Annotated in this window: 18 protein-coding genes; 17 read left to right on the top strand and 1 reads right to left on the bottom strand. The window is 45.6% G+C overall.

The genetic code is table 11. The features are described 5' to 3' along the window. Window positions 1-30: 30 nt before the first annotated feature. The 6 genes from leuB to glpK all read left to right on the top strand — a co-directional run bounded on the left by leuB (window position 31) and on the right by glpK (window position 7,141). Window positions 31-1,125, top strand: a complete 1,095-nt coding sequence (gene leuB / locus SWOO_RS23340) for a 3-isopropylmalate dehydrogenase (RefSeq protein ID WP_012327125.1) — start codon at window positions 31-33, stop codon at window positions 1,123-1,125. A 3-nt stretch (window positions 1,126-1,128) separates the two neighbouring features. After that, window positions 1,129-2,529, top strand: a complete 1,401-nt coding sequence (gene leuC, locus SWOO_RS23335) for a 3-isopropylmalate dehydratase large subunit (protein WP_012327124.1) — start codon at window positions 1,129-1,131, stop codon at window positions 2,527-2,529. Between the two features lie 9 nt (window positions 2,530-2,538). Beyond that, complete coding sequence (gene leuD, locus SWOO_RS23330; protein ID WP_012327123.1) at window positions 2,539-3,144, top strand: 3-isopropylmalate dehydratase small subunit; 606 nt, start codon at window positions 2,539-2,541, stop codon at window positions 3,142-3,144. A gap of 519 nt (window positions 3,145-3,663) precedes the next feature. Beyond that, window positions 3,664-4,962 (top strand): outer membrane protein transport protein, encoded by a 1,299-nt coding sequence (locus SWOO_RS23325; RefSeq protein ID WP_012327122.1) that lies wholly within the window; start codon window positions 3,664-3,666, stop codon window positions 4,960-4,962. A gap of 174 nt (window positions 4,963-5,136) precedes the next feature. Continuing rightward, complete coding sequence (locus SWOO_RS23320) at window positions 5,137-5,625, top strand: nuclear transport factor 2 family protein (RefSeq protein WP_012327121.1); 489 nt, start codon at window positions 5,137-5,139, stop codon at window positions 5,623-5,625. Window positions 5,626-5,653: 28 nt separating this feature from the next. After that, window positions 5,654-7,141, top strand: coding sequence for a glycerol kinase GlpK (glpK, locus tag SWOO_RS23315; RefSeq protein ID WP_012327120.1), 1,488 nt, complete (start codon window positions 5,654-5,656; stop codon window positions 7,139-7,141). Between the two features lies 1 nt (window position 7,142). On the opposite strand, the gene SWOO_RS23310 is transcribed toward glpK, so the two are convergent. Next, on the bottom strand, window positions 7,143-7,430 hold the full coding sequence (locus SWOO_RS23310; protein WP_012327119.1) for a hypothetical protein: 288 nt from the start codon (window positions 7,428-7,430) through the stop codon (window positions 7,143-7,145). A 609-nt stretch (window positions 7,431-8,039) separates the two neighbouring features. Between SWOO_RS23310 and mraZ the strand changes: the two genes are divergently transcribed. The 11 genes from mraZ (at window position 8,040) to murC (ending at window position 20,802) form a co-directional block, all read left to right on the top strand. Further along, window positions 8,040-8,498, top strand: coding sequence for a division/cell wall cluster transcriptional repressor MraZ (mraZ, locus tag SWOO_RS23305; protein WP_012327118.1), 459 nt, complete (start codon window positions 8,040-8,042; stop codon window positions 8,496-8,498). 35 nt (window positions 8,499-8,533) lie between these two features. Then, window positions 8,534-9,475: a 16S rRNA (cytosine(1402)-N(4))-methyltransferase RsmH gene (gene rsmH / locus SWOO_RS23300; protein WP_012327117.1), complete on the top strand. Its 942-nt coding sequence runs from the start codon at window positions 8,534-8,536 to the stop codon at window positions 9,473-9,475. A gap of 74 nt (window positions 9,476-9,549) precedes the next feature. Then, window positions 9,550-9,864 (top strand): cell division protein FtsL, encoded by a 315-nt coding sequence (ftsL, locus tag SWOO_RS23295; RefSeq protein WP_012327116.1) that lies wholly within the window; start codon window positions 9,550-9,552, stop codon window positions 9,862-9,864. A 70-nt stretch (window positions 9,865-9,934) separates the two neighbouring features. Then, window positions 9,935-11,671, top strand: a complete 1,737-nt coding sequence (locus tag SWOO_RS23290) for a peptidoglycan glycosyltransferase FtsI (protein ID WP_012327115.1) — start codon at window positions 9,935-9,937, stop codon at window positions 11,669-11,671. Next, the gene (gene murE / locus SWOO_RS23285; protein ID WP_012327114.1) at window positions 11,671-13,179 is read left to right on the top strand and encodes a UDP-N-acetylmuramoyl-L-alanyl-D-glutamate--2,6-diaminopimelate ligase; all 1,509 of its coding nucleotides are present in this window, start codon (window positions 11,671-11,673) and stop codon (window positions 13,177-13,179) included. The genes SWOO_RS23290 and murE overlap by 1 nt, the downstream gene beginning before the upstream one ends. Further along, window positions 13,176-14,543: a UDP-N-acetylmuramoyl-tripeptide--D-alanyl-D-alanine ligase gene (locus tag SWOO_RS23280; protein ID WP_012327113.1), complete on the top strand. Its 1,368-nt coding sequence runs from the start codon at window positions 13,176-13,178 to the stop codon at window positions 14,541-14,543. The genes murE and SWOO_RS23280 overlap by 4 nt, the downstream gene beginning before the upstream one ends. Continuing rightward, window positions 14,543-15,625 (top strand): phospho-N-acetylmuramoyl-pentapeptide-transferase, encoded by a 1,083-nt coding sequence (gene mraY / locus SWOO_RS23275; RefSeq protein WP_012327112.1) that lies wholly within the window; start codon window positions 14,543-14,545, stop codon window positions 15,623-15,625. The genes SWOO_RS23280 and mraY overlap by 1 nt, the downstream gene beginning before the upstream one ends. A gap of 73 nt (window positions 15,626-15,698) precedes the next feature. Next, window positions 15,699-17,027 (top strand): UDP-N-acetylmuramoyl-L-alanine--D-glutamate ligase, encoded by a 1,329-nt coding sequence (murD, locus tag SWOO_RS23270; protein WP_012327111.1) that lies wholly within the window; start codon window positions 15,699-15,701, stop codon window positions 17,025-17,027. Next, complete coding sequence (gene ftsW / locus SWOO_RS23265) at window positions 17,020-18,234, top strand: cell division protein FtsW (protein ID WP_012327110.1); 1,215 nt, start codon at window positions 17,020-17,022, stop codon at window positions 18,232-18,234. Before murD ends, ftsW begins: the two co-directional genes overlap by 8 nt. Continuing rightward, window positions 18,234-19,331, top strand: coding sequence for an undecaprenyldiphospho-muramoylpentapeptide beta-N-acetylglucosaminyltransferase (murG, locus tag SWOO_RS23260; RefSeq protein ID WP_012327109.1), 1,098 nt, complete (start codon window positions 18,234-18,236; stop codon window positions 19,329-19,331). The genes ftsW and murG overlap by 1 nt, the downstream gene beginning before the upstream one ends. Window position 19,332: 1 nt before the next feature. Next, a complete protein-coding gene (murC, locus tag SWOO_RS23255) occupies window positions 19,333-20,802 on the top strand; it encodes a UDP-N-acetylmuramate--L-alanine ligase (RefSeq protein ID WP_012327108.1) in 1,470 nt (489 codons plus the stop codon). Window positions 20,803-20,899: the final 97 nt, after the last annotated feature.

The following is a 20,899-nucleotide window of genomic DNA, read 5'->3' as shown; positions in this document are numbered from 1 at the left end:
TAAAATTAAAGAGCAGGAGTTAAGTGTCGAATGAGTTATCAAATAGCGGTATTAGCCGGAGATGGAATTGGACCTGAGGTGATGGCTGAGGCGCGAAAAGTGCTCAGTGCTGTAGAGGAGCGATTCGAGCTTGCTATTGAATATAGCGAATACGATATAGGCGGAGCAGCTATCGATAATCATGGTTGCCCGCTTCCAGATGTGACTTTAAAGGGATGTGAAGCAGCTGATGCCATTCTTTTTGGATCGGTAGGTGGCCCTAAATGGGAGCACTTACCACCTAATGATCAACCTGAGCGTGGTGCCTTACTGCCGCTTCGTGGTCATTTCGAGCTATTTTGCAATATGCGCCCGGCAAAACTCCATTCTGGACTTGAGCATATGTCACCGCTGCGCAGTGATATTTCATCGAAAGGCTTCGATGTGCTATGTGTTCGTGAGCTGACAGGTGGCATCTATTTTGGTAAGCCAAAAGGGCGTCAAGGCGAAGGGGAGAGCGAGGAAGCATTCGATACCATGCGCTATAGCCGTAAAGAGATCAGACGTATTGCAAAGATTGCATTTGAGGCTGCTCAAGGTCGTCGCAAGAAGGTTACCTCAGTGGATAAAGCCAATGTACTGGCTTGTTCTGTGCTGTGGCGTGAAGTTGTTGAAGAGGTGGCCAAAGATTTCCCTGATGTGGAGCTAGAGCATATCTATATCGATAATGCGACTATGCAGCTACTACGTCGTCCTAATGAGTTTGATGTCATGCTCTGTTCTAACCTGTTTGGTGACATTATCTCAGATGAGATTGCCATGTTAACTGGCTCTATGGGGCTGCTTTCATCGGTGAGTTTGAACAGTAAAGGCTTTGGTCTCTATGAGCCTGCTGGTGGCAGTGCACCGGATATTGCAGGGCAAGGTATTGCTAACCCTGTTGCCCAGATCTTATCTGCTGCATTACTACTGCGCCATAGCTTGAAATTAGAAGAGGCCGCTACGGCAATCGAGGCCGCCGTTGGTAAAGCGCTGAGCGATGGTTATCTAACTGGCGAGTTGCTACCGGCTGATGAGCGAGTGAATGCGAAGACGACTTCACAGATGGGTGATTATATTGCCCAAGTTATTAAAGAGGGCGCATAACTCATGGCCAAAACATTATATGAGAAGGTTTGGGACAGTCATGTTGTTGTGGCTAATGAAGGTGAAGCGCCGCTTATCTACGTAGACAGACATCTAGTGCATGAGGTGACATCACCTCAGGCATTTAGTGGGTTAAAGGTCGCTGGACGTAGGTTACGTGCGCCAGAGAAAACCTTTGCTACCATGGATCATAATACTTCTACCAAGAGTGCTAGCTTAGATGCATTAAGCCCAATGGCCCGTATTCAGGTGGAAACGCTACAGGATAACTGTAAAGAGTTCGGTATCAAACTCTATGATATTCACCATAAAAACCAAGGTATTGTCCATGTGATGGGGCCTGAGCTTGGTATCACCTTGCCGGGTACTGTTATCGTGTGTGGCGATTCTCATACCGCAACCCATGGTGCATTTGGAGCGCTAGCGTTCGGGATCGGTACCTCTGAGGTTGAGCATGTTATGGCAACTCAGACGCTGCGTCAAAACAAGGCGAAAACGATGAAGATTGAGGTTAAAGGCCATGTGACACCTGGCATTACCGCAAAGGACATCGTACTAGCGATTATCGGTAAAATTGGTATGGATGGTGGTACAGGTTATGTGGTCGAATTTTGTGGCGAGGCTATTGAAGCACTCTCTATGGAAGGCCGTATGACGGTATGTAACATGGCAATTGAGATGGGTGCTAAAGCTGGCATGATTGCACCAGATGCAACAACTGCTGAGTATCTTAAAGGTCGTGAGTTTGCGCCTAAGGCAGAGAGTTGGGAGCAGGCGATTGAGGCTTGGTCTGAACTGAAAACGGATGCAGACGCCGTTTTTGATTCAACTGTCATACTCGAAGCGGCTGATATCGCACCTCAACTTACTTGGGGAACTAACCCTGGACAGGTGGTGGCGATCGATGGTGTTGTGCCAAATCCGCAAGATGAGCCAAATGCAACGGTTAAGGCCAGTATCGAGAAAGCCTTAGAGTATGTTGCTTTGAGCGCGGGTACTAGCATGAAAGATGTCAGTATCAATAAGGTCTTTATTGGATCTTGCACAAACTCGCGTATTGAAGATCTACGTGATGCGGCTTTGCATGCTAAAGGTAAGCATGTGGCTGAAGGTGTAACTGCGATTGTAGTACCAGGCTCAGGTTTAGTTAAAGAGCAAGCAGAGGCTGAAGGTTTAGATAAGATCTTTATCGAAGCGGGATTTGAGTGGCGTCTACCGGGCTGCTCTATGTGCTTAGCGATGAATGATGATCGATTGGAGGCTGGCGATCGCTGTGCTTCTACGAGTAATCGTAATTTCGAAGGGCGTCAGGGACGGGGGAGTCGAACTCACCTTGTTAGTCCTGCCATGGCAGCTGCGGCCGCAGTTGCGGGTCATTTTGTCGATATTCGTCAAACGCTTTAGGAGATTATCATGGAAGCATTTACTAAGCATACCGGGCTGGCTGTGATGATCGACAGTGCCAATGTCGATACCGATCAGATCATCCCTAAACAGTTTTTATCTAAAGTAACTCGCGATGGTTTTGGTGTTCACCTTTTTCATGATTGGCGCTATCTCGATGATGCCGGTGATGAGCCAAACCCTGAGTTCACTCTGAATCAGTCAAGATACAAAGGTGCATCGATACTTATCTCTAAAGAGAATTTTGGTTGTGGTTCAAGCCGAGAACATGCGCCTTGGGCGTTAGCTGACTTTGGCCTAAGAGCTATCATCGCTCCAAGTTTTGCCGACATTTTCTATGGCAACTCCATTAATAATGGTTTACTGCCTGTGCGTCTAAGTGATGTTGAAGTTCAGCAGTTGATGGATGAGGTTCAAGCCAATGAAGGGGCTGAGATCACAGTGGATCTGGAGGGATTAACGGTGACATCTCCCTCTGGTGCTGTGTTTAGCTTTGAAATCGCAGGCTCTGCTAGGCATAACATGCTTAATGGTTTAGATGCGATTGGCTTGACCTTAGCTTATGATGTGCAGATTGCGAGCTATGAGTCACAACTTCCAGCTTGGAAAGCGTGATAGGTATCATTGATATTTAAGCGTACATTTGTACTGACGTGTTATAAAAAATGAGCCAGATAAGCTTAAGCTTGTCTGGCTTTTGTTTTAATGACGAATCAGCCTTCTTTAATTTATTGAAAAATAAAACTATTTTATTAATTGTTTTTTTGATTTTTCTATTCACAAAGCAGGCTAGTTATTTACACTGCTCATTAATCTGATCTTCAGTGCACATATGTTCTTGCTTGTATTTGTTTTTACTTATTGATTTTTAGTGTTTTTTTATAAATTACTTAAGTTCCTTTAATCGAAATCTCGAATCAAATATTCTTTTTTAACTCGCTAACCTCGTTTAAAAAGTCATTTTCTCTTTTTTTATGTCGCATTATCTATTTTGACCAGTGTTTTTCTCTAATTTATCGAGTTTGCTTGCAAAGATGTGCTGCGTGAGTACACTGCGCCTCAGAAAATTGTTGAGTTATTACTCTAAGTTAGGGGTGATAGCGCTAAGCGTGATACATAAAGATGAGAGAGATAATGAATAAGCGCATTTTATCTGTGGCTGTGATTGCAGCAATCATGGGAACAACGACTCAAGTTCAAGCGGCTGGTTTTCAATTAGCTGAATACTCTGCAACAGGATTAGGCCGTGCCTACGCCGGTGAAGCTGCTATGGCCGATAACGCGGCTGCACAATTTCGTAACCCAGCCATGCTCACCTACCTTCAAGGTACTCAAATGACCACTGGTGCGATTTTGGTTATGCCAAATATCGATGTTGATGGTGAAGTGACCTATGTCGACGGTAAAAACCCAACATCGGCAAAGGACATTGCTGGTGATGCGGTTGTTCCCAATTTTTATGTATCACATCAGTTAAATGAGCAATGGTTCTTAGGTGTTGCCTTAGGAAGCAACTTTGGTATGGCGACAGAGCTTGATGATAGCTTTCGCGGCAACCAATTTGGTAATGAAGCTTCGGTGACAACAGTAGAGCTTAACCCTAATATTGCATACCGTATCAATGACCAGTTTAGTATCGGTGCTGGCGTTCGCTTTGTGATGGGTGAAGGCAGCTTCGGTGCCAAGAGCTCTGTTGATGTTCCATTATCTGCAAGTCTCATTATTCCTAAGGGAACCACTCTAAAGTACATGGAAGGGGATGATACCTCTTGGGGATGGCAGCTAGGTGGTGCATGGCAGATCAATGCTAATAACCGTATTGGCTTTAACTATCGTTCTGAGGTTGAGCAAAACTTGGAAGGTGAAGCGAATGGCCTAGGTTTTAGCATGCTTGAAGGTAGCATGAACGCGAGTAAAATCTATGCGGGTGCAATGGAGCTTACGCTCCCAGCCACAGCTGAGATTGCCAGTTTCCACCAATTAACGGATAAGCTTGCTGTTCATGCCAGCGTGAACTGGACTGACTGGAGCTCATTCGAAAAGCTTGAAGCTAAAATTCCTGAGCTAAGTAACTCTGCTATTTTGGTTAAAGAGGAAAACTGGAAAGATAACTACCGTTTTGCACTTGGTGCGACTTATGAGTTGTCTGCAAAATCAAGCCTAAGAGCTGGTGTTGCCTATGATCAGGCCGCGGTTGATGATATTCACCGTACGGCGACCATTCCTGAAGTTAACCGTCTTTGGTTGAGTGCTGGTTATGGATACCAATATAGCGAAAATTTAGCGTTTGATTTCGGGGCAACTTACATCTTTGCTGATGAGTCTCCAATGCATGAGGCTGACACTGATTCACTGCCGTTTGGTGGAGCGTTTGAGGGGCAAGTTAGTGGTAATATTATGCTAGTGGGTGTGCAGGCTAGCTACCGTTTCTAAAGTAGACTTTATTGATAAAGGGTTGGTACTTAGGTGCCAGCCCTTTTTTTAAGTCAAAAGGAGGAGATTTTTTGTTAGCAAAATGAACTTCATAAGATTATATTCATCTAATGAAGTGAACTTTGTTAAGTAGAACATTTATCAAAACTTAAGTCACAACTACAGAGGTGTACAATGAAGCCCTTCCTATTGGTGGCCACATTATCCGTTTTACCATTCACCTTAAGTGCTGCAACGACTCCAACATCCAGTGAAGTCGTTCAGAGCTTTATACAGGCTTATAACCAGCATGATGTAGGTTTGATGGTCTCCCACACCACTGACGATGTAACTTGGATGCATATCACAGGTAAAAAGGTTGAAGTTGAAACATCCAGTAAAGCCGAGTTTGGCGCTGCAATGACAGATTATTTTGAAAGCCTTAAAGGTGCCAATGCGACGATTCTCGATATGATGGAATCTGGCAACTATGTCAGTACCGTAGAGAGAGTCACGTGGGATAATGATGGTGAAAAGCTGTCTCAGTGTAGTATCGGAACCTTCAGAGTGGTTGATGGTAAGCTTGCTGAGTTTTGGTACTTTCCAGCCCATTCATGTGATGAGCTGAGCACAAAGCCAGAGGTGGGGCCTGAAGTGGGCGTTTTGCAACAAACTCAATATTAAGTAGAACATCGAGCCTAAGGAAAGATTTGTGACTAAAAAATATGTTGTGGCACTGGACCAAGGAACTACCAGTTCCAGAGCGATTATTTTCGATCATGATGCGAATATTGTGTCGGTTTCACAGCGTGAGTTTACTCAAATTTATCCCCAAGCGGGTTGGGTTGAACATGATCCTATGGAGATATGGGCATCCCAGAGTTCCACTTTAATAGAGGTCATAGCACGAAGTGGGATCCATGCCAGTGAGATCGCATCGATTGGGATCACCAATCAACGTGAGACAACGGTTATCTGGGATAAGCAAACTGGCAAGCCAGTTTATAACGCCATTGTTTGGCAGTGCAGACGCAGCAGTGAGATCTGTGAGGAGCTTAAATCTCAAGGATTAGAGGCGTATATTCGAGATACTACAGGCCTACTCTTAGACCCTTACTTTTCTGGCACGAAAATTAAATGGATTTTAGACAATGTTTCGGGCGTGAGGGAGCGGGCTGAAAGAGGTGAGCTGCTATTTGGCACCATAGATACTTGGCTTGTATGGAAGCTGACTGAAGGTAAAGTTCATGTTACCGATCCCACCAATGCCAGTCGTACTTTATTGTTCAATATCCATACCCAAAGCTGGGATAAGAGAATACTTGAAGCATTAACTATCCCTGAATCTCTTCTTCCTCAAGTGAAACCCTCTAGTGCCGTCTATGGTAAAACGCGTATCGCAGGCGAAGGAGGAGAGATCTCCATTGCTGGGATTGCTGGCGATCAGCAATCTGCGCTCTTTGGTCAGCTATGTACTGAGCCGGGGATGGCAAAGAATACCTATGGTACTGGCTGTTTTCTTCTGATGAATACAGGAGAGAAAGCAGTAAAGTCGAATCATGGTCTACTGACAACCATAGCAATTGGTGCCAAGGGAGAGGTGAACTATGCTCTGGAGGGCTCAGTATTTATGGGAGGTGCGACGATTCAATGGCTAAGAGATGAGCTTGGATTAATCAGAGATGCTCAGGATACTGAGTATTTTGCCTCAAGAGTCGAGAGTACAAATGGCGTATATCTGGTACCAGCCTTCGTTGGTTTAGGAGCGCCCTATTGGGATCCTAGTGCCAGAGGGGCATTAGTAGGGCTGACCCGAGGTTCAAATCGAAACCACATTATTCGAGCGGCACTGGAAGCTATAGCCTATCAGAGCAGAGATCTGCTCGATGCAATGGCTAAAGACAGTGGTGTGGAGCTAAAGAAACTTAAAGTCGATGGTGGCGCAGTTGCCAATGACTTTTTGATGCAGTTTCAAGCCGATATAACTTCGGTTGAGGTGCAGCGACCAGCTGTTACAGAAACTACGGCTATGGGAGCTGCGTTTCTTGCAGGTCTAGCTGTGGGATTCTGGGACTCTACCTCAGAGCTTAAGCACAGGGCCGATATCGACAAATCTTTTATGCCATCTATCAGTGAAGAGCAAAAAGATGAGTTATATGCAGGCTGGCAAAAGGCTGTCTCACAAACGATTAATGGATAAACTAAACGTCTATGTCGATCCTCGGGAGAGGGGACTCAAGTAACTCTTTGTTATCTTTGAGTTCCTCCTCTTGTTTGGCTTTTCGGCGACGATCCCCACGAGATGTACCGCGTCTGTCTTCGAGTGATCGACGACGCTCTAAATTAGGCGGAAGTTGAGATTGTGGCGCCTCATGGCTATCCTCAGCAATGCCTGCACTGTTTTCTGTCTCTTCAACAATTCGCTTTCGCTTCACGCTTGCCTGGACTGGGCGAGCTAACATAGCGTAGAGACTGTCTAGACCTATCATAATTCCCCCACTGACTTTTCTATAACCCTCTATCGGCAGTTGCTGGTTAATATTTAGCCTTTTAAGGTGGGGGCTTTAGTAATAATCCCTTTATTTGCCGCTTTTTCCAGCGGCTGCAATTTAGGATAGAGCCTGTATATACAAGTTAGAAGAAGCTATTTCGTTAATTTTATTAACCGCTCTTCTTTTGTTGAGTGACGCTCTATTACTAAGTATGACTTTATTACCCGTTCTTTGAATTGGTTTTCCAAAAGTACTTAGAGGAGGTTGTTGTCTTAATTACTAACAATATAAGTGTAAACATCAAAACACAGTTCAAAAGTGTAATATTGGGAAATAAAACCACTTTTAAGATAAATAAAGATTAATGTACGAATGTTCTGCCTGTTTTTTCAGCAGTTTATGGGTGGGAGATCCACTTTTATCCCTTGTTATTTCTACAACTCCTTCTATTTGAAATCTGCTGCTAACCCGCTTGAATACTGGATTCATAAATAGTTTCTCTCGCTGTGATTGCTTGACAATGCTTGCGTTCTATCTCTAAACTTAGGTCTTGTGGGAAATTGTGGATCTTTGTGGATCTTTTCTAAGAGCTAAGGACAAGCTAACGTGTTTCGTGGTGCCAGTGCTATTAACCTTGATACAAAAGGTCGGGTCGCTATTCCAAAGCGTTACCGAGAGCCTCTGCACGTTGAATATAACAGTCAGTTAGTGATCACAGTTGATATCCAATCCGCCTGTTTACTGCTCTATCCATTGGATGAGTGGAGCAAGATCGAAGCTAAATTACTTTTGCTGTCAGATACTTTGCCAGCTGAACGCGCGATGAAACGTATGCTTCTAGGTTATGCACATGAATGTGAGCTAGATGGTAACGGCAGATTATTGTTACCTCTTCCCCTGCGCCAATATGCCAATTTAGGTAAACGCGCCATGCTGGTGGGGCAGCTGAATAAATTTGAGCTCTGGGATGAAACTGCTTGGCAGCATCAGATAGAGCAAAGCCGGGAGACGATTCAGGATGAAGAGTTCGCTGAAAATATACGTCTTGCCGATTTTTCACTTTAAACAGTGAAGTTAGATAAATTAGATAGAAGAAAATAATGAGCCAAGAATTCGCACACTTATCAGTTCTGCTGACTGAAACCGTAGCAGGTCTAAACATAAAAGAAGATGGCATCTATATCGATGGCACATTTGGCCGTGGTGGCCACTCTCGCGAAGTACTTAAACATCTAGGTGAAAATGGTCGTCTGATTGCGATCGATCGTGATCCACAAGCCATTGAAGCGGCTAAACAGTTTGCTGATGATGCAAGATTTAGCATAGTCCATGGTGGCTTTGGCCAGCTAGCTACCTATGTAGAAGAGCTTGGTTTGAAAGGCAAAATCGATGGGGTATTGCTGGACTTTGGAGTGTCATCGCCTCAACTCGACGATGCCGAGCGTGGGTTTAGTTTTCTGCGTGATGGCCCGCTTGACATGCGTATGGATAACTCTCAAGGGGAGACGGCTGCCGATTGGTTAGCGCGCGCAGAGGTAGAGGATATGGCTTGGGTATTTAAAACCTATGGTGAAGAGAAAAATTCTCGTCATATCGCCAGATGTATCGCTGCAGATCGTGAAAAAACGCCATTTTTACGTACTAAAGAGTTGGCGGATCTGATTGCACGTATCTCTAAGAGTAAAGAGCGTAATAAACACCCTGCTACACGGGTTTTTCAGGCGATCAGAATCTATATCAATAGTGAATTAGAACAGATAGATCAGGCACTAGAGGGAGCATTAACGGTATTGGCTCCCCAAGGTCGATTATCGGTTATCAGTTTCCACTCTCTTGAAGACAGGATGGTTAAACGCTTTATTCGTCGTCACAGTCAGGGAGAAAGCGTACCTCATGGACTGCCGATCACCGAAGCGGAGATTAATAAGACTCGCCTTCTTAAGGGCGTGGGTAAAGCAATTAAGCCATCCGATGAAGAGATTGAGCGTAATACTCGTGCCCGTAGTTCAGTACTGCGTGTAGCGCAGAGACTGGAACACTAATGAGACGCCAGTGTTAACCACCCATGATGATGGTTTGGGCTATGAAAGATGCAGAACAAGGTTAAGGAGCAGGTTTGAGTCAGCCTCAATTTAATCTACCCAAAATCGTGCTACTTGATCTTTGGCATCATAAGTGGGTTTTGCTGCTTGCATGTGCTGTCTTAGGGAATGCAATTACTGTTGTATATACAAGCCATGTTACGCGTAAATATACCAGCCAGTGGGATCAGATGTTACAGGAGCGGGATAGGTTGGATATTGAATGGCGGAATTTACTTCTTGAGGAGCAGTCTCAATCGGAACATAGCCGTATTACCCGAATTGCATCGAAAGAGTTAGAGATGAACCGTCCGTTACCGAAAGAAGAAATTGTCGTTAGAGTGCCATAAGTATGAACCAACCGGATAATCTGGATCTTGCTTATTTTACTCCTAAAGAGTCCAGAACGGTGAGAGTGTTATGAGTAAGCAGGCAAAGCGTAAGAAGAAGCCGCAACTAATACAATGGCGTTTATATGTCGTCGTGGCTTTTGTTTGCCTGCTGTTTACCAGTCTTATTGGTCGTGCTGCTTATATTCAGATTGTCGAACCTGAGAAGCTTCGCCATGAAAGTGATATGCGGACCCTAAGAACAACAAGTCGCGAGGTACAGCGTGGCTTGATCACAGATCGCAATGGCGAGATGCTGGCTGTGAGTGTTCCAGTTAAAGCGGTTTATGCCGATCCTAAGGTCGTGCATGATAAGAATGGTTTTGTTGATATGCGCCGTTGGCAGGCGCTGGCCGATGTGTTGCATGAACCTAAAGATGAGATCCTTAAGCGGGTTCAATCTAATCCTAGAAAACGTTTTACCTACCTTAAACGTCAGGTGACGCCCGCGGTTGCAGAGTATATCAAGCAGCTAAGGTTGCCTGGTGTCTATCTGAAATCTGAATCTCGTCGTTATTACCCAACCAGTGAGATCTCCGCTCAATTAGTGGGGATCACCAACATTGATGATGTGGGAATTGAGGGGATTGAAAACTCTTACAACGATTGGTTAACCGGTACTCCTTCAAAGCAGAAGGTACGTAAATCCCGTGATGGTCATGTTGTAGAACGTCTGGATATGGTTCATGAGGGAGAAAGTCCGAACGATCTGGTTCTTAGTATCGATCAGCGTATTCAGCAACTGGCTTACCGCGAAATAAAGAGAGTGACCGAGATTAACCAAGCGACCTCTGCGTCAATTGTGGTGCTTGATGTGCATACAGGTGAAGTACTGGCTATGGCCAATACACCATCTTATAACCCCAACTCTCGTGAAAACCTACAAAGCTATCGAATGCGTAATCGCGCACTAACAGATGCCTATGAACCTGGATCGACCATTAAACCTTTTGTGGTTGCAGCGGCGCTTGATGCGGGGACGATTAAAGAGGATCAAATCTTTAAAACTTATCCAGGACGTATGAGGATAGGTGGCAAGATTGTTCGTGATGGCAGAGATTATGGTGACTTGTCGCTTTCTGGGATCTTAGTGCACTCGAGCAACGTAGGCATGGCTAAAATCGGTCTCTCTATGCCTGTACAGGAGTTACTAGGTTCATATCAGACCATGGGGCTGGGTAACTACTCAGGTATCAACCTTGAGGGTGAGAGCTCTGGGCTTATCCATGACCGTAGACGTTGGTCAGATTTTGAAAGAGCAACGCTATCTTTTGGTTATGGGTTTATGGTGACCCCGCTTCAGCTGGCTAGACTCTATGCGACCTTAGGCAGCAAAGGGGTGCTATACCCAGTGTCAATTTTAAAGCTTAAACAGCGACCGGAAGGGACTCAAGTGATCTCTCCCCATGTGGCGCAGAGTGTGATGGAGATGTTGGTTGGTGTGACCGAGAAAGGTGGCACTGCCACTAAAGCGCATATTGAAGGTTATCCTGTGGCGGGTAAAACCGGTACGGCTCGAAAGGCGGTCGCTGGCGGCTATGGTGAAGATTACGTGGCAGTTTTTGCTGGCGTTGCACCTGTTCATAATCCAAGACTGGCAATTGCGGTTGTGGTTAATGAACCTAAAGGTGACAAATATTATGGTGGCGATCTTGCTGCACCAGCTTTTGCCAAGGTGATGTCGGGTGCATTGCAGATGCTCAATGTTGAGCCAATCTCTTCCACTGAGAAGGTGCGTTTAGCTGGAAGCACAAGGAGAGCAGAGTGATGCTACTAAAAGATCTATTAGCACCTTGGTTCCATTACTCAGGATCTGAGAGTGTTAACAAGTTGAGCCTTGATAGCCGTGAGGTAGACCAAGGCGATCTGTTTGTTGCTGTGCCTGGTCATCAAGTTGATGGTCGAGATTACATTGATGTGGCGGCAAAAAATGGTGCACAAGTGTCACTGGTGCATACTGACAACCCCGAGATGCACGGTAAGGTTTTGACTAGCAACAGCACCCAGATTTTTTTCTTTCAGCTAAGCCGTCAGCTCTCTGCTTTGGCTGCTCAGGCCTATCCACTGCCTGTTGAGCGTTTGAAATTAGTTGGTGTCACAGGCACAAATGGTAAAACTTCTATTACGCAGCTTATGGCGCAACTGTTAGTTTGTTTAGGCAAACAGCCTGCTGTGATGGGAACCTTAGGTAATGGACTTTGGGGAGGGTTAGTCGACAGTGGTAATACAACCGCCGACCCTATTACCATCATGGCTCAACTTAACGCTTTTAATGAGCTGGGTGCAGATCTGTGTGCAATGGAAGTATCAAGCCATGGCCTGATACAGGCAAGAGTCGATGCGGTCCCCTTCGACTTGGCTATTTTTACTAATTTAAGCCGAGATCATCTTGATTATCATGGCACTATGCAGGCCTATGGTGAGGCTAAGTTCAGGTTATTTAAGTTCCCCTCTCTAAAGTCAGGCGTTATCAACCTTGATGATGATTTAGGTAAGCAGTGGTTGGCTCAAAGTGATTCAGCCAAGCTGATTGGTTATAGCATTGCTGGCGATAGTGACACTGTTTCTCAAGATGCAGCTATTTATACCAAAGGTAACCATTTTCATAATCAAGGTGTCAGAGCAAAGCTTGTATGGCCCGAAGGCTGCGGCAATATTGACTCCCCTCTGCTAGGTGCATTTAACCTGTCAAACTTGCTTGCAGCTTTAGCGGGCCTTTATCAACTTGGTTTTGATATGAATGCCCTGCTTAATGCCGTGCCAAAGCTGAATGCCGTTGCTGGACGAATGGAGCAGTTTACTACTGAAAACGGTATCACACTTGTGGTGGATTATGCCCATACTCCCGATGCTATTGAACAGGCACTTAAGGCGCTAAGAGGTCACTGTGAGGGTGAGCTGTGGTGTCTATTTGGTTGTGGCGGCGATCGTGATAAAGGCAAGCGTCCTTTAATGGCGCAGTCTGCTGAAGCGTATGCCGACCGTATTATGGTGACCAGTGATAATGCTAGAAGCGAGTCTCCAGATGAGATAATTAATGACGTATTGGCAGGGCTTAATCGCCCTGAACGTGCGGTTACACAAGTGGATCGTGAACTGGCGATTAGAGAGGTGCTAGCCGCCGCTAAACCTGGCGACCTTATTTTGCTGGCAGGTAAGGGGCATGAAACCTATCAAGAGGCCGGTGGTGTGCGACGTGATTATGATGAACGTGCATTAGCTCGCAGTTTAGCAAGTGGAAGTTTAGCTAATAATAGTTCTGAGGTAGATAGATGATCCGCTTAACCTTATCTCTGTTAAGTCAGCGACTCAATGGTCGTTTGATCGGCAGTGATACAGAGATACTAAATGTGTGCAGTGACAGCCGGAGTATTCCGGAGAAGACACTGTTTGTCGCCTTAAAAGGTGAGAAGTTTGATGGTCATGATTTTGCTCATTTAGCGCTAGAAAATGGTGCAAGTGCGCTGCTGGTGAGCCGTGAACTTGCTTTGGATATTCCCCAGCTTTTGGTCAGTGATACGCAAAAAGCGATGGGAGAGATAGGTGCCTATCTTAAGGAGCTTGTTCAGCCTAAGTCTGTCGCCTTGACGGGCTCGAACGGCAAAACCAGTGTGAAAGAGATGGTGGCGAGCATACTGTCACAGCATCATAAAGTGCTCTATACCGCTGGTAATTTCAATAATGAGATTGGTGTACCGCTGACTCTGCTTCGTTTAGAAGGTGATGAGGAATATGGGGTTTTTGAGTTAGGAGCAAATCATTTAGGTGAGATCGATTACACCTCCTCACTGGTGAAACCTGATGTCGCCATGGTGAATAATGTGGCATCGGCGCACCTTGAGGGCTTCGGTTCACTTGAAGGTGTTGCTAAGGCTAAATCGGAGATCTTTAATCACTTAAGTGCTGATGGAATAGCGGTGATCAATTTAGACGATCCCTTTGCTGATGTGATGCGTGGTGCGGCAAGTCAATTTACTCAGCTCACTTTTGCTATCGAGTCACAAGCTGATGTGAAGGCGAGTGAATTAGTGTCCGACTCATTAGGAAGATACAGATTTACACTGAACTATCTCAACAGTTGTGAGTCGATAACTCTGCCACTTTCAGGTCGCCATCAAGTGAGTAATGCCCTTGCTGCAACTGCTATCTGTCTCTCTCTTGGGCTGTCGCTCGAAGAGGTATTGAGTGGTCTAAAACTGGTAGAGCCCGTTAAAGGCAGAATGTTACCCCATGAGCTGGGTCGAGTACGAATTATTGATGATAGCTATAATGCAAACCCCGCGTCAGTGGGAGCAGCTATTGACTGGCTTCAAGAAATTGATGGATTTCGCTGTTTAGTACTGGGCGATTTGGGAGAATTAGGTGACAATGCGTCCCTTTTGCATTCTGAGCTAGGCGAATATGCAAAAAAACAGGGGATAGATGCCCTTTTCACCTTAGGTGAGCTAAGTGAAAATACGGCCGCCGCTTTCGGTGGACAGCATCAGCAAGAGTTAGCGCCACTAGTGCTTTGTTTAATTAATACCATCAACCAGTTACAAGGTGATGTAACTGTGTTGGTCAAAGGTTCACGCAGTGCCGGAATGGAACGTGTCGTTGAGGCCTTAAAAATTGCCCATGGGCAAGGGGAGTTTGTTTAATGCTGGTCTATCTGGCGGAGTATTTAACCCAATTTTACACAGGGTTTAACGTTTTTTCCTATGTTACTTTCAGAGCTATCTTAGGCTTAATGACTGCACTTATGTTCAGTCTCTGGTGGGGCCCTAAGATGATTGAGCGTTTGCAGATGCTGCAGATTGGTCAAATCGTTCGTAACGACGGTCCTGAATCTCATTTTAGTAAGCGCGGTACGCCGACTATGGGAGGAATACTGATCCTTGCTGGTGTATTTATTAGCGTCTTGCTATGGGGCGATCTTGGCAGCCGATATGTCTGGGTTGTCCTGTTTGTTCTGGCAAGTTTTGGATTGATCGGCTTTATCGATGACTATCGTAAAGTGGTTCGTAAAGACACTAAAGGTTTGATTGCCAAGTGGAAGTATATTCTTCAGTCGTTGGCGGCATTGGTTATTGCTTTCTATCTTTATGCGTCGGCTGATATGACAGGTGAGACCCAGCTTGTGGTGCCTTTCTTTAAAGATATCATGCCTCAGCTTGGTGGTTTTTTCATTGTGTTGGCGTACTTTACCATTGTTGGTTCAAGCAACGCGGTGAACTTAACCGATGGCCTTGATGGCTTAGCTATCATGCCTACTGTCATGGTTGCAGCTGCCTTTGCATTAATCGCTTACCTCTCTGGTCATGTCCAGTTTGCTAACTACCTGCATCTTCCGTACTTGCCTGGTGCTGGTGAGCTCGTGATTGTTTGTACAGCGATAGTCGGTGCCGGTTTAGGTTTCCTCTGGTTTAACACCTACCCAGCTCAGGTCTTTATGGGGGATGTTGGTTCACTCTCTTTAGGCGCTGCATTAGGTGCAATTGCTGTTTTGGTTCGCCAAGAGATCTTATTAGTGATCATGGGGGGGGTCTTCGTGATGGAGACGGTATCTGTGATTTTACAGGTGGGCTCTTACAAGTTACGCGGACAACGGATATTTCGTATGGCGCCAATCCATCACCACTATGAGTTGAAGGGATGGCCAGAGCCAAGGGTGATTGTTCGTTTTTGGATTATCTCACTCTTTCTAGTCCTGCTTGGACTGGCTACGTTGAAATTAAGGTAACTACATGGGAAACCAGATGTCACACCTAACTCAAGACCTTAAGCCTAGCGGCTTAGGGTTAAGGTAGCTGAGCATGGAAAATATTAAGTCACATGTAGTTTTAGGGCTGGGAGCAACTGGGCTTTCGGTTGTGCACTATCTGCATGAGCAGGGGATCACTCCTTTGGTGATGGATAGCCGTCATCAACCTCCAGGCATGGATGAACTCAAGCGTTTATATCCAGAGGTTGAGTTGCTGACTGGCGGTTTTGATTGTCGTTATCTCGTGCAAGCCAGTCAAATTATTATCAGTCCTGGTATTGCCGTTGATACGCCTGAGATCCGTGCGGCTATCGATATGGGTATTGAAGTTATTGGGGATGTGGAGTTATTTGCCCGAGCGGTTAAGGATAGAGAGCCCTGTGTAATAGGTATTACCGGTTCAAATGGTAAGTCTACAGTGACCACATTAGTTGGTGAGATGGCGAGGGTAGCAGGTCTCAACTATGCAGTTGGTGGCAATATCGGTGTTCCCGCACTCGATCTGCTTAGAGAGCCAAGAGATCTCTATATTCTAGAACTCTCTAGTTTCCAGCTCGAGACTACGCACAGTTTAAATTGCATCGTGGCGACCTGTCTCAATATTAGTGAAGATCATATGGATCGTTACACAGATCTTGAGGCTTACAGGCAAGCAAAACTGTCACTCTATTGCCAAAGTAAACGTGCGCTGTTTAATCGAGAAGATGAACTGACCGAGCCAAAAGATCCGATGAATCAAAATAGTTTTGGATTGTCGGCACCATTTAATGATGAGTGGGGTGTTCGTGATGGCAAGGTTGTGCATGGAACAACAGAGATCATGAACCTGCTTGATGTTGCGCTTGTTGGTAGCCATAACCATGCTAATCTGCTTGCCGCTATGGCACTGGCTTATCATGCCGGAGTCGATAAAGAATCGATGATACAGGTTGCGACGACCTTTACTGGTTTAGCACATCGATGTGAATTGGTGGCTGTTCATAATGGCGTCAGTTATGTCAACGACTCTAAGGCTACTAATGTCGGCGCAACTGTTGCTGCACTTGAAGGGTTTAGTGATCATCTTGGTGGCATTATTTTAATTGCGGGTGGAGATGGAAAAGGCGCTGATTTTCAGCCATTGCAGCAGGCTATTCATGGGCTTTCTCAACTGATCACATTAGGAAAAGATGGCGATAAAATTGCTGAGTTTTCTGAGAAAGCTATCCGAGTTAGCGATATGTCTGAGGCGGTAAAAACAGCGAATGAACTTGCCGAGGCTGGAGATATTGTATTGATGTCGCCTGCTTGTGCGAGCTTAGATATGTACAAAAACTTTATGGCTCGTGGCGAAGATTTCAGAGCAGAGGTGAATGCATTAGCTGGAAGCTCTGATGCGTAGTGACGAGCGACAACTCAATCTATTTGGCACTAGTGTCACTTGGAGTTGGCCGAATCTGTTTAAAGAGAATGAAGCGCCAGGTTTGCAGCTTTATGACAGAACCTTATTGATATCCGTCATTGGACTCATCTGTTTCGGTTTTGTCATGGTGATGTCGGCATCAATGCCTGAAGCACAAAGCTTGAAAGGGAATCCTTATCACTTTGTTATGCGGCATCTCGTTTTTATCATTGGTAGCGTTATTATTGCTGCTGTTGTGCTCCGGATCCCCATGGCAATGTGGCAGAGGTTTAGTCCTATATTCCTGTTGATAGTCGGGATCATGTTAGTGGCTGTACCTTTTGTGGGTCATACCGTTAATGGGGCCACACGCTGGTTGGTTATTGGCCCATTAAGAATTCAGGTCGCTGAATTGGCTAAGCTAGCATTTGCAATCTACATGGCTGGCTATTTGGTGAGGCGTCATCAGGAGATACGAGAAAATGCCAAAGGCTTTTATAAGCCGATAGCTGTGTTTGCTGTCTATGCCATATTGATTTTGATGCAGCCAGATTTAGGCACCGTGGTTGTGCTGTTTGTGGGTACAGTTGGTTTGCTATTTTTGGCTGGTGCTAGATTGCTCGACTTCTTTGCTCTGATCTTGACGGGGATAATGGCGTTTGTTGCTTTGGTATTGCTTGAGCCATACCGGATGCGACGGGTGACCTCCTTTATGGATCCTTGGCAGGACCCATTTGGCAGCGGCTATCAGTTAACGCAATCTTTGATGGCCTATGGACGTGGTGACTGGTTTGGTCAGGGGTTGGGAAACAGTATTCAGAAGTTGGAATACCTGCCCGAAGCTCATACGGATTTTATCTTTGCCGTGATTGGTGAAGAGTTAGGTTTTATCGGCATTATTGTTGTGCTGACAGTACTGTTATTTGTTGCATTAAAGGCCATTAAACTGGGCAATCTATGCATTCAAATAGATAAGGCGTTTGAAGGCTACTTAGCCTACGCCATCGGTATCTGGTTTTGTTTTCAAACCGTCGTTAATGTTGGCGCCAGTATCGGAATGTTACCCACTAAAGGGTTAACTTTGCCTTTTATCAGTTATGGCGGCAGTAGTTTATGGGTGATGACCGCGGCGGCGATGATACTCATTCGAATCGATCATGAGCGCCGATTAAGCTCCATACAAGCAGTTCAGGGGAAGAAAAGTTAATGACGAATGTCAGTGACGAAAAACGCATTTTGATTATGGCTGGCGGTACCGGGGGACATGTATTCCCTGCGTTAGCCGTTGCTAAGTACCTAAGTAAGCAGGGCTGGAAAGTTCGCTGGTTAGGTACAGCAGAGCGTATGGAAGCGCGTTTAGTTCCTCAGCATGGTTTCGATATCGATTTTATCGATATTAAAGGTGTTAGAGGTAATGGTGTTGTACGTAAATTGGCAGCGCCATTTAAGGTGCTACGCTCAATTACGCAGGCGCGGGTGGTCATTAAAGAGTTTCAGCCTGATGTGGTGTTAGGCATGGGCGGCTTTGCAAGTGGCCCAGGTGGTGTTGCTGCGAGATTGTCCGGGATACCTTTGGTACTGCATGAGCAAAATGCGATCCCTGGGATGACGAATAAGATCTTATCCCGTATCGCTTCTCAGGTGCTATGTGCTTTTGAAGATACGTTTGATCAGGTTCAGGCTGAAGTGGTCGGTAACCCGATCAGAGAGGAGCTGATCGCTTTAGGTCAAACCCCTAAAGATGCAGGGGCTAAAGAGTCCTTAAAAGTGTTAGTGGTTGGTGGCAGCTTAGGTGCCAAAGTCTTCAATGATCTGATGCCGACAGTGACAGCAGATATGAGCAAGACACATCTCATTACGGTGTGGCACCAGGTGGGCAAAGGAAACTTGCAGTCAGTAAAAGGTGAATATCAGCGTTTAGGATTAGACGGTAGCGTGAGTGTTGCCGAGTTTATTGATGATATGGAAGCGGCGTATCGATGGGCGGATGTTGTTTTGTGTCGCTCAGGAGCATTAACCGTTTCTGAGTTGGCGGCAATTGGCCTGCCAAGCTTATTGGTTCCTTATCCACATGCGGTGGATGATCATCAAACTAAAAACGCGCAAGTATTAGTGAAGGCTGGGGGAGCGTTTTTGCTGCCGCAACCAATTTTAGATATAGATAAGCTGATCGGGAAGTTGCAGATCTTATCGTCTGACAGAGATGAGTTAGATCAGATGGGCCAACGTGCAAAAAGTGTTGGCGTGATTGATGCGACCCAAAAAGTCGCCGATGTCTGCATTCGATTAGCGGGAAAGAGTTGAGATGGGTAACGATAAAGAGAAGTATTCAAAATTAAGAAACATCATTCCTGAGATGAGACGTGTTAAGCACATCTATTTTGTCGGGATTGGTGGTGCGGGCATGGGTGGCATAGCCGAAGTACTCGTCAATGAAGGTTATCGTTTATCAGGCTCTGATATCGCTGAAAATGCCGTTACGCAAAGACTGGCGTCGTTGGGAGCAAAGATTCATCTTGGTCATAAAGAGGAGCAGGTACATGGCGCCGATGTTGTTGTCGTCTCTACCGCTATTCATGCCGATAACCCTGAGTTATTAGAGGCACAGGCATTAAGAATACCTGTGGTTCGCCGGGCAGAGATGTTAGCAGAGCTGATGCGTTATCGTCACGGGGTGGCAGTTGCTGGAACCCATGGCAAAACGACCACAACCAGTTTAATTGCCAGTGTCTATGGTCAAGCTGAGCGAGATCCAACCTTTGTCATTGGTGGACTGTTAAACAGTGCGGGAACCAATGCCAGATTAGGTAATAGCCGCTACTTGATTGCGGAAGCTGATGAGAGTGATGCAAGTTTTCTCCATCTGCAACCCATGGTAAGCGTTATCACCAATATCGAAGCGGATCATATGGACACCTATGAGGGGGATTTTGAACGATTAAAGTCTACCTTCATCGATTTCCTCCATAACCTGCCATTTTATGGCATCGCGGTTATGTGTATTGACGATCCTGTTGTGCGTGAGCTTCTTCCTAGCGTGGGCCGCAAAATTGTGACCTACGGCTTTAGTGAAGATGCTGATGTTCAGGCGCTGAATTTTGTTCAGGATGGGTACCGTAGTCGTTTCACATTAAGAAGAACTGGTGTTGAAGATGTGGAAGTGATGGTGAACCTGCCTGGTGAGCATAATGTACTTAATGCTTTGGCTGCCATAGCTGTTGCCAGTGAAGATGAGATTGAAGACGAAGCAATTATTCAGGCGCTGGCCGATTTCGAAGGAATTGGTCGTCGATTCGAGCAGCTTGGCTGTTTCGATACCGATAGAGGTGAAGTGGTTTTAGTTGATGATTATGGCCATCACCCCAGTGAGGTGGCGGCGACAATTAAAGCGGCGAAACTGGGTTGGCCTGAAAAGCGTTTAGTGATGATCTATCAGCCCCATCGCTATAGCAGAACTCGCGATCTCTATGAAGACTTTGTTGAAGTGCTGTCGCAAGTCGATTGTTTATTGCTGCTCGATGTTTATTCTGCTGGAGAAGCTGCAATACCAGGAGCTGACAGCCGAGCCCTGTGCCGCTCTATCCGTCTACGAGGTCAACTAGATCCTATCTTTGTGGCAGATCAAGAGCAGTTGCTGACCTTGCTACCGGATGTACTGCAGGAGGGGGATCTCCTGTTGACTCAAGGCGCCGGAAATATCGGTGCATTAGCAAGGCAGTTAGCCCAGAACAGATTAGGTTTTGAATCAACAAACAATGATTCGAATAGGGGATAAGTTTGAATAGCGTCTCATTGCAGAACTATCAGATTTTGACCCTAGGAATAAGGTCTATATAATGGCCGATTTTCCGAGGTTAATGAATGGAATAGCC

The sequence above is a fragment of the Shewanella woodyi ATCC 51908 genome, from assembly GCF_000019525.1.
GTDB classification, from domain to species: Bacteria; Pseudomonadota; Gammaproteobacteria; order Enterobacterales; family Shewanellaceae; genus Shewanella; species Shewanella woodyi.
Note: the sequence above shows the minus strand (reverse complement) of the source record. Positions and strands in the feature narration are given on the sequence as shown.

Excerpts from the sequence above, each read along its gene's own strand:
- leuB (WP_012327125.1), top strand. The coding sequence starts at position 31 with ATGAGTTATCAAATAGCGGTATTAGCCGGAGATGGAATTGGACCTGAG.
- leuC (WP_012327124.1), top strand. The coding sequence starts at position 1,129 with ATGGCCAAAACATTATATGAGAAGGTTTGGGACAGTCATGTTGTTGTG.
- leuD (WP_012327123.1), top strand. The coding sequence starts at position 2,539 with ATGGAAGCATTTACTAAGCATACCGGGCTGGCTGTGATGATCGACAGT.
- SWOO_RS23325 (WP_012327122.1), top strand. The coding sequence starts at position 3,664 with ATGAATAAGCGCATTTTATCTGTGGCTGTGATTGCAGCAATCATGGGA.
- SWOO_RS23320 (WP_012327121.1), top strand. The coding sequence starts at position 5,137 with ATGAAGCCCTTCCTATTGGTGGCCACATTATCCGTTTTACCATTCACC.
- SWOO_RS23310 (WP_012327119.1), bottom strand. The coding sequence starts at position 7,430 with ATGATAGGTCTAGACAGTCTCTACGCTATGTTAGCTCGCCCAGTCCAG.
- rsmH (WP_012327117.1), top strand. The coding sequence starts at position 8,534 with ATGAGCCAAGAATTCGCACACTTATCAGTTCTGCTGACTGAAACCGTA.
- SWOO_RS23290 (WP_012327115.1), top strand. The coding sequence starts at position 9,935 with ATGAGTAAGCAGGCAAAGCGTAAGAAGAAGCCGCAACTAATACAATGG.
- murE (WP_012327114.1), top strand. The coding sequence starts at position 11,671 with ATGCTACTAAAAGATCTATTAGCACCTTGGTTCCATTACTCAGGATCT.
- SWOO_RS23280 (WP_012327113.1), top strand. The coding sequence starts at position 13,176 with ATGATCCGCTTAACCTTATCTCTGTTAAGTCAGCGACTCAATGGTCGT.
- mraY (WP_012327112.1), top strand. The coding sequence starts at position 14,543 with ATGCTGGTCTATCTGGCGGAGTATTTAACCCAATTTTACACAGGGTTT.
- murD (WP_012327111.1), top strand. The coding sequence starts at position 15,699 with ATGGAAAATATTAAGTCACATGTAGTTTTAGGGCTGGGAGCAACTGGG.
- ftsW (WP_012327110.1), top strand. The coding sequence starts at position 17,020 with ATGCGTAGTGACGAGCGACAACTCAATCTATTTGGCACTAGTGTCACT.
- murG (WP_012327109.1), top strand. The coding sequence starts at position 18,234 with ATGACGAATGTCAGTGACGAAAAACGCATTTTGATTATGGCTGGCGGT.
- murC (WP_012327108.1), top strand. The coding sequence starts at position 19,333 with ATGGGTAACGATAAAGAGAAGTATTCAAAATTAAGAAACATCATTCCT.